Raw genomic sequence first — 13,642 nt, forward strand, 5'->3', positions numbered from 1 at the left:
ATGAGCGACATCGAGCAATTGCGCCGGCGCGTCGAAGCGGCCGAGCGTCATTTCGGGGCGATCGGCGAGCAGCAGGGAAAATACCGCGCTCGCCTGATCCAGCTCATGGATCAGATCGAACAGCGCGCGGCGGAACGCGAAAGCGAGCTGAAGCGCTGCCTCGGTGAGCTGCAGCAGCTGCGCCGTGATCACGATCAGGTCAAGGCGATGCTGCAGGAGCTGCTGACCGCGATCGAGACCGGTCGCGGCGATACCCTCGTGTTGGCGTTCCGTGAAATGGATCGCAAGGCGAGCGCGCTGGTGGGCGAGGGACTGGCGGACGAGGCACCGTTCGAGGCGAAATCGTCGGCCGACGAAGATGCCAGCTTCGACATACCTCATCGGGTCGCGGCGGATGTCGAGGATTTCGGCAACGGCTTCGAGGATGTGACGCCCGAGACATTGGCCTCCGAGGACAGTGAGCTTCAGGCCGAATCCGGAATCGACCCCGCGTCGGATCGGTTCGAGGATGTGAGCGCCGAAACCCTCGCCGCCGAAGACATCGAGAATGAAACGACCGCAACCGGCGATGAGATCTTCCCGGAGGCCGAAGGCCATTCCGAGCTCAACCTCGAGATCAGCTTCACGCCGCCCACCGCCGCGCAATCCCCAGTGGCCGGGATCATCCAACGCATCGGCCAGCTGACCCGCGAGCTGGCGGAACAGCCGACCCCGAGCAAGGCACCCGCGGCGCCAGCCAAGCCGCCTGCGGTGTCCATCCGCCGGGCCGCGTCCCGGTAATTCAGGCAAAATTCCGCAGCCAATTCGGGGCCGACCGCCTTCGGCCGGCCCCGGCTGCGCACCGCGGCGGCCTGTCGCAGCAACCGGGCTCGGCCGCCGGGAACAAATCGGGGCTAGGACCACTTCCTTCCGTTAGACTTCCCTGCTCGCAACCGGTCGTTTCTCGCCTTGCCGGAAGTTGTCGGCGGCCCGGTTGCGTCGATCGGGGTTGACAGCCTTGCCCAAGCCGTTGCTAGAACACCAGACACATATCCGAGGCCCCCGGGGGGACGACGACATTCTCGACGTGGCGATTGCCGGGGCCAGCACCTCCACACCATGGCTTGATTTGGCGTAAGGGCTTGGCATGACGGATGACAGCACGTCGCCTGCGGCGGCCGGCCGATTGACCGCGGGCCGTCTCTCGGGCGGCCGGATCACATTGGGGACGGAATCTCATAAGCAGCTGTTCTGCCGGATGCTGCTCGACACCCACGATCCCTATAAGCCCGCCGTCATCGAATGGCCCAGACTGGACGACGATGCCTTCGCCCGGCTGACCGGCCTGCCGATCTGGGACATGGCGGTGCGCTTCGAGGGCCAGGCCTCCATGGCGGTCCTGACCTATGCCGCCACCATCCAGGATCCGCTGCTGCGCGAAGCCGTCACGATGGATGGCAACGAAGAGGCGCGCCACAAGCTGGTCCTCAGCAAAATGGTCGAGTTCTACGGCATCAAGCTCGAAGCCGAGCCCGATTATCCGCCGCCGGCGGATCCCGAACATGCCTTCATGCAGACCGGCTATGGCGAATGTCTCGACAGTTTCTTCGCCTTCGGCCTGTTCGAGCTGGCGCGCCGGTCCGGCTTTTTCCCGCTCGAGCTGATCGAGACCTTCGAGCCGGTGATCCAGGAGGAATGCCGCCATATCCTGTTCTTCGTGAACTGGCGCGCCTGGCATCGCCGCCAGCTTCCCTGGCACCGGCGGCTCCTGTTCGATCTGCGCTGCATGCGCATCTTCGCCGGCCGTATCAGGGCCCGGATGGCGACCGCAAAGGATGTGGGCGGCAAAGAGAACTTCACCGCGACCAGCAGCAAGGCGATCGAGACCGACATCAAGGCCCGCGACCTGATGGCCTTGTGCCTGTCGGAGAACGACCGGCGCATGGCGCGCTATGACGGCCGCCTGGCCCGCCCGCGGCTGGTGCCGACGCTGGTCCGGATTGCCCTGAAATTCATCCGCTGAGGCGCATCTCGCCGGCGCTGACGGCGCCGTCGCCTTCCGTTACACTCCCGCCCTCCCTCGACCCTCCGCCTCGATGCCGGCGGATGAGCGATCTTGTGCAGGAGTGAGGCATGGCGAACGAAGCGGCCGGAACGAGATGCGGGGCGCAAGGGCACGAAGCGCGCTGGCAGTTCTGGATCGATCGCGGCGGCACTTTCACCGACATCGTCGCGCGCCGGCCGGACGGCGAGCTCCTGACGCATAAGCTGCTGTCGGAGAATCCCGAGCGCTATCGCGACGCGGCGATCCAGGGCATCCGCGAGCTGCTGAAGCTCGAGGCGGGCCGGCCGATCCCGGCCGACGCCATCGCGGCGGTCAAGATGGGCACCACCGTCGGCACCAATGCGCTCCTGGAGCGCAAGGGCGACCGGACGCTGCTGGTCGTGACCAAGGGCTTCGCCGACGCGCTGCGGATCGGCTATCAGAACCGTCCCGACATCTTCGCGCGGCGCATCCTGCTGCCGGAGCTGCTCTATGAGCGGGTGCTCGAGGTCGAGGAGCGCGTCACGGCCGAAGGCGAGTGCCTGAAGCCGCTCGATCTCGCGGCGGCGCGCGCGGGACTCCAGGCCGCGCTCGAGGACGGCATCCATGCGGTGGCGATCCTGCTGATGCATGGCTACCGCCACACCGAGCACGAGCGCCAGCTGGCCGAGCTCGCGCGCGAGGTGGGCTTCACCCAGGTCTCGGTCAGCCATCGCGTCAGCCCGCTGATGAAGCTGGTCGGCCGCGGCGACACCACGGTGGTGGACGCCTATCTGTCGCCGCTGCTCCGGCGCTATGTCGACCAGGTCGCGTCGGAGTTGGGCGGCGCCCGGCTCATGTTCATGCAGTCCAATGGCGGCCTCACCGACGCGCGGCTGTTCCAGGGCAAGGATTGCATCCTGTCGGGGCCTGCCGGCGGAATCGTCGGCGCGGTCGAGACCTCGCGGCAGGCGGGTTTCGATCGCATCATCGGCTTCGACATGGGCGGCACCTCGACCGACGTCTCGCATTATGCCGGCGAGTATGAGCGCGCCTTCGAGACGCAGGTGGCCGGCGTGCGCATGCGCGCGCCCATGATGCAGATCCACACGGTGGCGGCCGGCGGCGGCTCGATCCTGTTCTTCGACGGCGCCCGCTTCCGTGTCGGGCCGGAATCCGCGGGCGCCAATCCAGGGCCGGCCTGCTACCGCCGCGGCGGGCCGCTGACCGTCACCGACTGCAATGTGATGCTGGGCAAGCTGCAGCCCGAATTCTTTCCCCATATCTTCGGGCCCAACGGCGACCAGCCCCTCGATGTCGAGATCGTCAAGGCCCGGTTCGGCGAGATGGTGGCGCGGATCGAGGCCGCGACGGGCACGCATCGCACGGCCGAGGCCGTGGCCGAAGGCTTCCTCACCATCGCGGTCGAGAACATGGCGAACGCGATCAAGGAAATCTCGATCCAGCGCGGCTATGACGTGACGCGCTACACGCTCTGCTGCTTCGGTGGCGCCGGCGGCCAGCATGCCTGCCTGGTCGCGGACGCGCTCGGCATGACGAGGATCTTCCTCCATCCCCTGGCGGGCGTGCTCTCGGCCTATGGCATGGGCCTGGCCGACGTGCGGGTGATGCGGGAGCGGGCGATCGAAACCCGGCTCGGCGAACCCGCGCTGCAGGACGCCAGGGCGCAGCTGGACAGCCTGGAAGCGCAGGCGCGCGAGGAGATGCGCGAGCAGGAGCTGCCCGAAGCCGCCCTCTCGGCGATCCGGCGCGTGCATCTGCGCTATGAAGGCACCGATGCCGCGCTGGTGGTGGAGTTCGGCAGCCTCGCGGAGATCGTGGCGCGCTTCGAGGCCGCCCATCGCCAGCGCTACGGTTTCATCGTCGCGGACAAAGGCCATATCCTCGAGGCCGTCTCGGTCGAGGTTGTCGGCAAGACCGAGAGCGTCACCGATCCGGTGATCGAGCCGCGCGCCCTCAAGCCCGCGCCGCAGGCGAAGGCGCGGGTCGCCATGCGCGCCGCCGGCACTGCACACGATACCGCGGTCTATGACCGCGCCGATCTCCAGGCCGGCGACAGGATCACGGGCCCCGCCATCATCGTCGAGCCGATCGGGACCAATGTGATCGAGCCGGGCTGGCAGGCGGAGATGACCTCGCACGGCCATCTGGTTCTGACGCGGATCGTGGCGCTGCAGCGGAGCTCGGCCGTCGGCACCCAGGTCGATCCGGTCATGCTCGAGGTCTTCAACAATCTCTTCATGTCGATCGCCGAGCAGATGGGCTCGACGCTGGAGAAGACCAGCTACTCGGTCAATATCAAGGAGCGGCTGGATTTCTCCTGCGCGATCTTCGACCGCGAGGGTCAGCTCATCGCCAATGCGCCGCATATGCCGGTGCATCTGGGCTCGATGGGCGAGAGCATCCGCACCATCATCCGCAGCCGCAGCGCCACCATGGCAGCGGGCGACGTGTTCGTGCTGAACGCGCCCTATAACGGCGGGACGCATCTGCCGGATGTGACGGTGGTGACGCCGGTGTTCGAGCGGGAGGCCTCCGCGGCTCCCTCCACCGAGTCATCCCCCTCCCTAGCCCTTCCCCGTTCCGGGGGAGGGGATTATCTCGCTCCTGTCCCCTCCCCCCTCGAGGGGGAGGGTCAGGGAGGGGGTCGCTCGGTCGCGCAGCCCACCCAAAACCGCGTCCTCTTCTACGTCGCCAGCCGCGGCCATCACGCCGATATCGGCGGGATCACGCCGGGCTCGATGCCGCCCGACAGCCGCACCGTCGAGGAGGAGGGCGTCCTCATCGACGATTTCAAGCTCGTCGACCGCGGCCGGTTCCTCGAATCCGAGATGCGGGCGCTGCTTTCCTCGGGGAAATATCCGGCACGCAATCCCGATCAGAACATCGCCGACCTTCGCGCCCAGATCGCGGCCAACGAGAAGGGCGTGCAGGAGCTGCGGCGCATGGTGGGGCTCTACGGCCTCGACGTGGTCTGGGCCTATATGGGGCATGTCCAGGACAATGCCGAGGAGCAGGTGCGCCGGGTCATCTCGGTGCTGAAGGACGGCCGCTTCACCTATCCGCTCGACGATGGCAGCCAGATCACGGTCGCGATCACCATCGACAAGCCCACGCGCTCGGCTCGGATCGACTTCACCGGCTCGAGCCCGCAGGCCAGGAGCAATTTCAACGCGCCCTCGGCCGTCTGCCGCGCGGCCGTGCTCTATGTCTTCCGCACGCTGGTGGACGACACCATCCCGATGAACGAGGGTTGCCTCAAGCCGCTCGAGATCGTCATCCCCGAAGGCTCGATGCTCAATCCGCGCTACCCGGCGGCGGTGGTGGCAGGGAATGTCGAGACCTCGCAATGCATCACCGACACGCTCTATGGGGCGCTCGGCGTGCTCGCGGCCTCGCAAGGCACGATGAACAATTTCACCTTCGGCAATGCGCGCTATCAATATTACGAGACCATCTGCGGCGGCTCGGGTGCCGGCCCCGACTTCGACGGCACCGACGCGGTCCATACCCATATGACCAATTCGCGCCTGACCGATCCGGAGGTGCTGGAATGGCGATTCCCGGTGATGGTGGACAGCTTCGCCATCCGGCGCGGCTCGGGCGGGAAGGGCAAGCATCGCGGCGGCGACGGCGTCACCCGCAAGATCCGCTTCCGCGAGGCCATGACGGCCGCGATCCTCTCCGGCCATCGCAAGGTGCCGCCCTACGGCATGGCGGGCGGCGAGCCGGCGGCGGTGGGGAGGAACTATGTGCTGCGCGCCGATGGCAGCCGCACCGATCTCGGTTCGACCGACAAGACCGAGATGAATCCGGGCGACGTCTTCGTGATCGAGACGCCGGGCGGCGGCGGGTTCGGCAAGGTGGAAGAGGCGAAAAAGGCGGCGGAGTGAAGCTCAACCTGGCTTCCCGCTCATGCTGATCCCTCTATCGGCGAAGACGTGATGCTTTCTGTCATCGCGCGATCGATCAATCCCGGCTGATCCGCCGGCACGGGCCGGCGCCGGCACCCGCCAAGGGGTCAAACGCAGATTACGGTTGAAAATTGACGCAAAATGCGGTATAAGCATTGCAGCCTTGATATCCCCCGGATGCGGCAAGCGCCCTGGCGCGACGCGACCCGGTCACCCGCGACTTCCGGCCATGGCAGCTGGAGGGACGCGAATGTAGAGGCGCCGAAGGCGGCGACCGATAGAGCCGCGAGGGACCCGTCTGCCACCCCAGGAAGAGAGTCGGAGCGCCGCATGTCGCTGATCGCAATTGCTTGGCTGTGGATGGGGCGATGCTTGGCCCTGCTGACGGGTCGACCGTGCTCGGCACGCGCGCTTTCGATGCAGCTTACCGCGCAACCGGACCAAGGTGGATCGCAACGCGCTCCAGAAACGGCGCCCAAGCGCCGCCCCGCAATGGCCGATTGGCCATTGCTTGTCGAACATCATTGCCTCCACCCCCTCCGGCGCCACAAAAATAACGAGCAGCTTGGTGGGTTCGGTCGCGCTCCCATTCTCGCTTGGCAAGGTGGAAGAGGAGAAGAAGGCGGCAGAATAGAGGCGCCGCTGCTATCCGCCGGGCATATGCAGACAGTTGATCGCGAAATCCATGATCGGACTGATGCCGTCGGACCGAGACATCTTCTCCCAGGCCGCGCAATCGATCAGCAGGTCATTTCGTCGGACCGTGATCACGTCCCGCAACGATGTCTGGCCGTCGATCGCAGGGCCGGGACCCGCGCGGATGGCGCTGGAAAGATTTTGGTCGGTGCTGCTTTCCATCAGCTTCTTGTCGTTCTCGATCGCGAGCGCGGTCTCGCCCACGCCCGGCAGATAATGGCGGACGCGGATCTGCGCGACGTGGCCGGCGCTGTCGGTGTAGTTGCAAATGCCGAGACTGCCTTCGGTGGCGGAAAGATCCAGGCCCTTGAGGGCGAAGCCCTGGACGCTGGTTGCACAGACAGCACCGCTGGGTTTGTGCGTATAGCTGCCATCGCCGGCCTTGATCCAGTCTGCCGCCGATGGCGCCGGCGCCGGCGTTGGCTCGGGCACCGATGGGGAGTCCGCACAGCCCTCCAATCCTGCGAGCAGGCAGAGCGTCACCGTCCATCTCGGTTTCATGCGGGAGCCCCCAGGCGATCTCTTCGCCTGGGGTCCAGCCTAGACAGTCACCCTTCATGCAGCAACAGCACGACCGTCCGGTCATCGATCTCTGGCAGATCGGCCTATTTGTCGAACACGGTCAGCTCGGCCCCCTCCGGCGCCACGAAGATCGCGAGCAGGCTGGCGGGTTCGGTGTTGCTCGCATTCTCGCTCACCAGATGCTCGCTTCCCGGCGGCTCGAAGAAGGCCTCGCCCGCATGATAGACCTTGCTCTCGCCGCCCTTGAGCTGCGAGCGGATCGAGCCGGTCAGGATATAGGCCATCACCGAGCCCGCATGGTGATGAGAGATCGACTTGCCGCCGGGTTCATATTCGACGCGGACCGTGGTGATGCGCTGCCCTGGCGCATTGGGCAGCGGCTCGCTCGAGACGAGCGTAACCTTGTCGCCGCCCGTGCTACCGGCGAGGACATCGCCGGCACCGGCAAGCGCCAGGCCGGCGCAGAGGGCGAGCGCGGCTGCCATGCGGCGGCCGGTCGATTTCGACACTCTGTTCATGGGAGTTCTCCGGGATGAGAGAGCGGGGGCTCAGCCGATATTCTTCGCGATGACGGGCATCATCCGCGACGAGATGGCGATCCGGTTCCAGCCATTGATGGTCACGATCGCCATGGTGAGATTGGCCAGCTCCTCGTCGGAGAACTGACGGCGCACCTCTTCATAGACCGCGTCGGGCGCATGTCCTTCCGTGATCAGGGTCAGGGCCTCGGTCCAGGCGAGCGCCGCGCGTTCGCGCTCGCTATAGACCGGCGTCTCGCGCCAGCCGTTCAGCAGATAGAGCCGCGCCTCGGACTCGCCGCCCTTGCGCGCGTCGGCACTGTGCATCGCCAGGCAGAAGGCGCAGCCATTGATCTGCGAAGCCCGCATCTTGACCAGCTCGAGCAGCGAATGCTCCAGGCCGCTCTGCTCGACGGTATTGCTGAGCGCCGACATCGCCTTGTAAGCGGCGGGGGCGGCTTTCACGATGTTCACTCTTTTGTCCATGATCTCCATCCTTCGTTGGCTCGGCGCGGCCATCGCGCCTGTCGATGGCATCAGATGTAGAAAACCGTTGGCCTATTCTACAGAGCCAAAACCCGCTAAAAGTAATGGGCCATGAAACCCGTGCCCAAGCCCTTGAACCAGAATAATATCCGCCTGAAGCGGCGGGGCGGTGGCGCTCTGCATCGGCAGATCTATGAGAGGCTGAGGGCCGCCATCCTCGACGGCAGCCTTGGCCCGGGTGCGCGCCTCTCTTCGAGCCGCAGCCTGGCGAGCCAGCTCGGCATCTCGCGGGGCACGGTCGAGCTCGCCTATGCGACGCTGACGAGCGAAGGCTATATCGAGACGCAAGGTGCGGCCGGGACGATCGTGACGGCCCGCCTGTCGCCGAAACGGCCGATCCCGCGCGGCCGGCGCAGCGCTCCGGTTCGACCTTTCAACGATACGGCCTCCGACACGGCCCTGCCGAAACCCTTCCAGATGGGGCTGCCGGCGCTCGACCAGTTTCCACGCAAACTCTGGTCGCGCCTCACCGCCCGCAATGCGCGGCGCCTGCCCGCGTCGGCCATGACCTATCAGGATGCGGCCGGCGACCGGCGCCTGCGCGACGCGATCGCGCATTATCTCGCCATCGCCCGCGGCATCGCCTGCTCGAGCGATCAGATCCTCATCACCGCCGGCTATCAGGGTGCGCTCGGTCTGATCGCGCGCGTGCTGCTGCGGCCGGGCGATCCGGTCTGGTTCGAGGATCCCGGCTATTTCCTCGCGCGCGAAGCGCTGAAGCAGGCGGGCGCCGCCCTGGTGCCGCTGCCGGTGGACGAGGAGGGGATCGATGTCGAGGCCGGCCGGCAGCGCGCGCCCTGGGCGCGGTTCGCGGTGGTCACGCCCTCGCATCAGGCGCCGCTGGGCGTGACCTTGTCGCTCAATCGCCGGCTGGCGTTGCTGTCCTGGGCGACGGATGCCGGCGCCTGGGTGATCGAGGACGATTACGACAGCGAGTATCGCTATCTCGGCCGGCCGCTGCCCGCCTTGAAGAGTCTCGATGAAGGCAACCGCGTGCTCTATACCGGCACCTTCAGCAAGGTGCTGCTGCCGGGCCTGCGGCTGGGCTATCTCGTGGTGCCGCTGCCGGAGATCGAGCGCTTCGATCGCGCGGCGGCCCTGCTGATGCCGAGCCAGGGCGTCCTCGACCAGGTGACCGTCGCGGACTTCATGACGGAAGGGCATTTCTCGCGGCACATCCGGCGCATGCGCCAGCTCTATGCCGAACGCCGCCAGGTCTTGGCGTCCGCACTCGAGAAGCGGCTCGGCGATCGCCTGCGGGTCGAGCTGCAGGCCGGCGGCCTTCATCTGATGGCCGGCTTGCCGCCGGGCAGCAACGACGAGGCGATTGCCCAGCGGGCCTGGGAGCAGGGGCTGGCGCCCTTTCCCTTGAGCCGCGGTCTGATCCAGGCCCGGCGCCCGCCGGCGCTGGGGCTGAGCTTCACCAACATCCCGACCGAGGAGGCGCCGCGCGTCGTGGAAAGGCTGGCGGCGGTGCTCGAAGAAGCCGGCCCGCCGCGGGGCTGAGCACGGACCGTTAGCGCTTTGTTCAGGTTTCGCCCGCTAGGGTTGAAAGCTGCGGCGAAACCTCCAGAGGACCGCGCCGCGGCCTTCGATTCCCTGTCCCTTTCATTCCCATCCGCCGGAAGCTTCAGCCATGTCCACGCTCCATGCGATCGACGAGAAACCGTTGCCGATACGCCGGGCGGGCGCGGCCAAGGCCGGTCATGTGATCGCGGTTTCCGGCTCGTCGGTGACCGCCATCCTCAAGTCCGGTGCCGAGGGGATCCGCATCGGATCGATCGTGCGGATGCCGACGCTGGCCTCCGACGTGTTCGGCATGGTGGTGAGCCTCAAGGCCGAGAACGCGCAGGCCGAGATTTCGCCGGCCGAGAAGCATCTGGCCGAGATCCAGCTCCTGGGCGAATGCCTGCGCGACAAGAGCGGGATGCCGCGCGGCTTCCAGCGCGGCGTCTCCATGCATCCGGGATTGGGCATGGATCTCTTTGCCGCCACTCATGACGAGCTCGGTCTGGTCTATGCCCGGCCCAAGGCGGCCACGGTACGGATCGGCGCCATCCATCAGGACGAGACGTTGCCGGCCTTCGTCAGCACCGACGACCTGTTGGGCAAGCATTTCGCCGTGCTCGGCGTCACGGGCTCCGGCAAGTCCTGCGCCGTCGCCCTCATCCTGCGCGCGGTGCTCGATCAGAATCCCGGCGGCCATGTGGTGCTGCTCGATTCCCACAACGAATATTCGACGGCCTTCGGCGATCGCGCCGAGCTGATCAGCCCGAGCAATCTCCAGCTGCCCTATTGGCTGCTCAATTTCGAGGAGATCGTCTCGGTCTTCGCCAGCCGCACCGGCGACACCATGGAAGCCGAGCATGCAGTGCTCAAGGCCGCCATCGTCGAGTCCAAGCGCAAATTCGCCGGCGCCGGCAAGGAGCTCGACTATGTCACCGTCGACACCCCGGTGCCCTTCCGCCTGGGCGACGTGCTGCGCTCGATCGACGCGGCGATGGGCCGGCTCGAGAAGCCCGAGAACAATGCCGCCTATCTGCGTCTCAAGGCCCGCATCGAGGCGCTCAGCAACGACCGCCGCTTCGCCTTCATGTTCTCCGGCCTGATGGTGCGCGACAACCTCGTGGATATCCTGTCGCGCATCCTGCGCATGCCGGTCGAGCGCAAGCCGATCACGATCTTCGACATCTCCGGCATTCCCTCCGAGATCACCGACGTGGTGGTCTCCGTGCTCTGCCGGACCCTGTTCGATTTCGCCCTCTGGAGCGACCGGGCGCGGGCCATGCCGATCCTCCTGGTCTGCGAGGAGGCGCATCGCTATGTGCCGCGCGACGACAGCCAGGCCTTCGGGCCCACCGGCCGGGTCATCGCGACGATCGCGCGCGAGGGCCGCAAATATGGCGTCGGTCTCTGCCTGGTGAGCCAGCGGCCCTCGGAGCTGTCGGCGACCATTCTTTCCCAGTGCAACACGCTGTTTGCCCTGCGCATGAGCAACGAGCGCGACTGCAATTTCGTGCGCAACGCGTTGCCGGATTCGGCGATCGGACTCCTCGGCGCCCTGCCGGCCTTGCGCACGCGCGAGGCGATCGCGGTCGGCGAGGGCGTCACCGTCCCGATGCGGCTCGCCTTCGACGAGCTCGACCCGCAATGGCGCCCCAAGAACGGCACGCCGCCCTTCTCCCATGCCTGGCAGCAGGACAGCGCCAGCCGCGAGTTCATCACCGACACGATCGAACGCTGGCGCAAGCAGCTGCGGGATTAGCTCCCGGGCAGCGAGTTTGCCCCCTCCCTGGCCCTCCCCCTGAACGGGGGAGGGGACAAGGCATTTTCATTCCCGTTGCTGTCTAATCTCTTCGGTTCTCGTCTGGAGAGCGGGTAAGTTTGCGTCGCGCTGCGCCCTTGTCCCCTCTCCCGTCTTCGGGGGAGGGTTAGGGAGGGGGCCGCGTGATCTTTCCGCCTGCAGGTCCCATCTTGCTCCACGCCTTCCTCTCCCTGATCCAATCGCTCGGGCCCTGGGGCACCGGCTTCGTGCTGCTGGTGGCGTTCGGCGCCGGGATCCTGCGCGGCTATACCGGCTTCGGCTTCGCGCTGGCCGCGGTGCCGGCGCTGACCCTGATCCTCGACCCGGCCGACATGGTGCCGGTGGTCACGTTGATCACGTTGGTGGGCGGGCTGCAGCTCGTGATCCAGGTCTGGCGCCAGGCGGACTGGCCCTCGGTCTGGCTGCTGCTCGTCGGCGCTGCGCTGGGGCTGCCCTTCGGCGTCGCCATGCTGCGCTACCTGCCCGCGGACCTGATGCGGGCCTTCATCGGCCTGACCGTGCTGGTCGCGGTGCTGCTGCTCTGGCGGGGCGCCGTCTTCAACAGCATGCCGTCCAGGTCGATGCGCCTGGCGCTGGGAGCGCTCTCGGGGCTGCTCAACGGCTCGACCTCGATGGGCGGCCCGCCCGTCATCATCTTCTTCCTGGCGTCGCCCGGCGGTGCCGCCGTGGGCCGCGCCTCGCTGCTGGTCTATTTCTTCCTGCTGTCCTGGATCACGCTGGGTGCGGCCGCGGTCGGCGGCCTCGTCACCGTCCATGTCGTGCTGCTGACCATCCTGCTGCTCCCCGCCATGTCGCTCGGCAACTGGGTCGGCGCGCATCTCTTCACCAAGAGCACGGCCAGCGCCTATCGGCGCGTGGCTCTGATCGTACTGGCGAGCGTGGCCGCGGTCGCGATCGTCCGGGCTATGGTGGGAATCGCGCGGTGATTCGCATTTCCTACTGTAGGCGAGCCAGCCTAACTGGTTGAATTTTCACTCTTTCCAAACGCACCCACAAAATCTAGTTGCGGAGGGGACGGTGACCCCCTATATTTATCTCATCAACCGCAGTGAGATAAATGAACATTATTAACCTACCTATGCTGCGCCTCGAAAAAGATGATGTCCTCGCCGGGCGTCTGAACGGCAGGCGCGCGTTTGGTGCCGCGCTCGAGCATCTCCCCGTCCTGACCGAACCGACACTGGTGTTGCTGAACTTCGCAGGCGTGATGCTGGCCACGTCATCCTACCTAAGCGAGGTGTTGCTTCCGTTGCGCGATCATCTTCGCGCGCGTCACCACCCTGGATACGCGGTGGCTGCCAATCTTACCGACAAGGTGCGCGAAGAGATCGAGGAAATGTTGCGCCGCTCAGGTGACGCGCTGCTCACCTGTTCCTCTGAGGCCGGCGGTCATATCCGCAACGTGCAGCTTTGCGGCAGGCTCGACGAGAAACTTCAGGAAACGCTCAGCCTCGTGAGCCAAAAGGGCGAAACCACCGCTGCGCAACTTTATGAAGAATCCCGCACCGTCGATAGCATTGGAGCGACTGCTTGGAACAATAGGCTCGCGTCGTTAGCGGCAAAGAGCCTAATCGTCGAGGTTTTGCAGGGCCGCACGAAGAAATACCGGCCCGTTTTGGAGGTGGTCTGATGGGCCTCGATTTCATTCGCAGAACGGCGCCGAGCTTCAACCGGGTGTTGGACCGGCGCCTTGTCGAGATGCATTCGCCGAAGCTTTTCAGCCGCGACCTGCCCATTGTCTCGCGTACCGCCTGCGCCGACATCTGCGTCGGTGTCACCGTCGCCAAGGGCGACAGAGTCCTGCTCCGAGTCATTCAGGACAGGGTGATCGCACAGCGTGGGAACGCGGTGATTGCAGAATGCTCCAAGGCGCCAGCAGAACTCGTGGCCCATCTCCGCGCGGGCGCGGGTGTCGCGAACGGCGAAATCACTGCGCTGCAACCTATCAGCCAAACTGTGGAGATCGGCATTTGCGATTGAGCCCGAACTTACAAGATAGGCCGGAAATCCAGTCTCTCCGCCGGCAGCGGCGGCGCTGGGACGAAGGCGATATGTTACCGATGGCACTCGGTTGCACCCGGTGTCCGGACCTCGTGAC

General features: G+C 66.2%; 11 protein-coding genes. 8 read left to right on the forward strand and 3 right to left on the reverse strand.

What is annotated here, in order from left to right:
* From FRZ44_RS05730 to FRZ44_RS05740, 3 genes are all read left to right on the forward strand, one after another.
* The gene (locus tag FRZ44_RS05730) at positions 1 to 780 is read left to right on the forward strand and encodes a hypothetical protein (protein WP_151176278.1); all 780 of its coding nucleotides are present in this window, start codon (positions 1 to 3) and stop codon (positions 778 to 780) included.
* 346 nt (positions 781 to 1,126) lie between these two features.
* A complete protein-coding gene (locus FRZ44_RS05735) occupies positions 1,127 to 2,002 on the forward strand; it encodes a ferritin-like domain-containing protein (protein ID WP_151176279.1) in 876 nt (291 codons plus the stop codon).
* Positions 2,003 to 2,112: 110 nt separating this feature from the next.
* Positions 2,113 to 5,916 (forward strand): hydantoinase B/oxoprolinase family protein, encoded by a 3,804-nt coding sequence (locus FRZ44_RS05740; RefSeq protein WP_151176280.1) that lies wholly within the window; start codon positions 2,113 to 2,115, stop codon positions 5,914 to 5,916.
* Between the two features lie 666 nt (positions 5,917 to 6,582).
* On the opposite strand, the gene FRZ44_RS05745 is transcribed toward FRZ44_RS05740, so the two are convergent.
* From FRZ44_RS05745 to FRZ44_RS05755, 3 genes are all read right to left on the reverse strand, one after another.
* Positions 6,583 to 7,134, reverse strand: coding sequence for a hypothetical protein (locus tag FRZ44_RS05745; RefSeq protein WP_151176281.1), 552 nt, complete (start codon positions 7,132 to 7,134; stop codon positions 6,583 to 6,585).
* Positions 7,135 to 7,238: 104 nt separating this feature from the next.
* Entirely contained in the window at positions 7,239 to 7,673 is a 435-nt protein-coding gene (locus FRZ44_RS05750) for a cupin domain-containing protein (RefSeq protein WP_151176282.1), read from the reverse strand.
* 30 nt (positions 7,674 to 7,703) lie between these two features.
* Entirely contained in the window at positions 7,704 to 8,159 is a 456-nt protein-coding gene (locus tag FRZ44_RS05755; RefSeq protein ID WP_151176283.1) for a carboxymuconolactone decarboxylase family protein, read from the reverse strand.
* A 111-nt stretch (positions 8,160 to 8,270) separates the two neighbouring features.
* Between FRZ44_RS05755 and pdxR the strand changes: the two genes are divergently transcribed.
* The 5 genes from pdxR (at position 8,271) to FRZ44_RS05780 (ending at position 13,524) form a co-directional block, all read left to right on the forward strand.
* Positions 8,271 to 9,725 carry a MocR-like pyridoxine biosynthesis transcription factor PdxR gene (gene pdxR, locus FRZ44_RS05760; protein ID WP_151176284.1) on the forward strand — a complete coding sequence of 485 codons (1,455 nt, stop codon included), beginning with the start codon at positions 8,271 to 8,273 and terminating at the stop codon, positions 9,723 to 9,725.
* A 130-nt stretch (positions 9,726 to 9,855) separates the two neighbouring features.
* Complete coding sequence (locus FRZ44_RS05765; RefSeq protein WP_151176285.1) at positions 9,856 to 11,484, forward strand: helicase HerA domain-containing protein; 1,629 nt, start codon at positions 9,856 to 9,858, stop codon at positions 11,482 to 11,484.
* Between the two features lie 182 nt (positions 11,485 to 11,666).
* A complete protein-coding gene (locus tag FRZ44_RS05770; RefSeq protein ID WP_151176286.1) occupies positions 11,667 to 12,470 on the forward strand; it encodes a sulfite exporter TauE/SafE family protein in 804 nt (267 codons plus the stop codon).
* Positions 12,471 to 12,601: 131 nt separating this feature from the next.
* Positions 12,602 to 13,174: a hypothetical protein gene (locus FRZ44_RS05775; RefSeq protein WP_151176287.1), complete on the forward strand. Its 573-nt coding sequence runs from the start codon at positions 12,602 to 12,604 to the stop codon at positions 13,172 to 13,174.
* A complete protein-coding gene (locus FRZ44_RS05780) occupies positions 13,174 to 13,524 on the forward strand; it encodes a hypothetical protein (RefSeq protein WP_151176288.1) in 351 nt (116 codons plus the stop codon). The genes FRZ44_RS05775 and FRZ44_RS05780 overlap by 1 nt, the downstream gene beginning before the upstream one ends.
* Positions 13,525 to 13,642 lie beyond the last annotated feature (118 nt).

This window comes from Hypericibacter terrae (assembly GCF_008728855.1).
In the GTDB taxonomy this organism is placed as follows: Bacteria; Pseudomonadota; Alphaproteobacteria; order Dongiales; family Dongiaceae; genus Hypericibacter; species Hypericibacter terrae.

What these genes read in the sequence shown, in the direction of transcription:
- FRZ44_RS05780 (WP_151176288.1), top strand. Translation starts at nt 13,174, where the DNA reads ATGGGCCTCGATTTCATTCGCAGAACGGCGCCGAGCTTCAACCGGGTG.
- FRZ44_RS05765 (WP_151176285.1), top strand. Translation starts at nt 9,856, where the DNA reads ATGTCCACGCTCCATGCGATCGACGAGAAACCGTTGCCGATACGCCGG.
- FRZ44_RS05750 (WP_151176282.1), bottom strand. Translation starts at nt 7,673, where the DNA reads ATGAACAGAGTGTCGAAATCGACCGGCCGCCGCATGGCAGCCGCGCTC.
- FRZ44_RS05745 (WP_151176281.1), bottom strand. Translation starts at nt 7,134, where the DNA reads ATGAAACCGAGATGGACGGTGACGCTCTGCCTGCTCGCAGGATTGGAG.
- FRZ44_RS05775 (WP_151176287.1), top strand. Translation starts at nt 12,602, where the DNA reads ATGAACATTATTAACCTACCTATGCTGCGCCTCGAAAAAGATGATGTC.
- pdxR (WP_151176284.1), top strand. Translation starts at nt 8,271, where the DNA reads ATGAAACCCGTGCCCAAGCCCTTGAACCAGAATAATATCCGCCTGAAG.
- FRZ44_RS05740 (WP_151176280.1), top strand. Translation starts at nt 2,113, where the DNA reads ATGGCGAACGAAGCGGCCGGAACGAGATGCGGGGCGCAAGGGCACGAA.
- FRZ44_RS05735 (WP_151176279.1), top strand. Translation starts at nt 1,127, where the DNA reads ATGACGGATGACAGCACGTCGCCTGCGGCGGCCGGCCGATTGACCGCG.
- FRZ44_RS05730 (WP_151176278.1), top strand. Translation starts at nt 1, where the DNA reads ATGAGCGACATCGAGCAATTGCGCCGGCGCGTCGAAGCGGCCGAGCGT.
- FRZ44_RS05755 (WP_151176283.1), bottom strand. Translation starts at nt 8,159, where the DNA reads ATGGACAAAAGAGTGAACATCGTGAAAGCCGCCCCCGCCGCTTACAAG.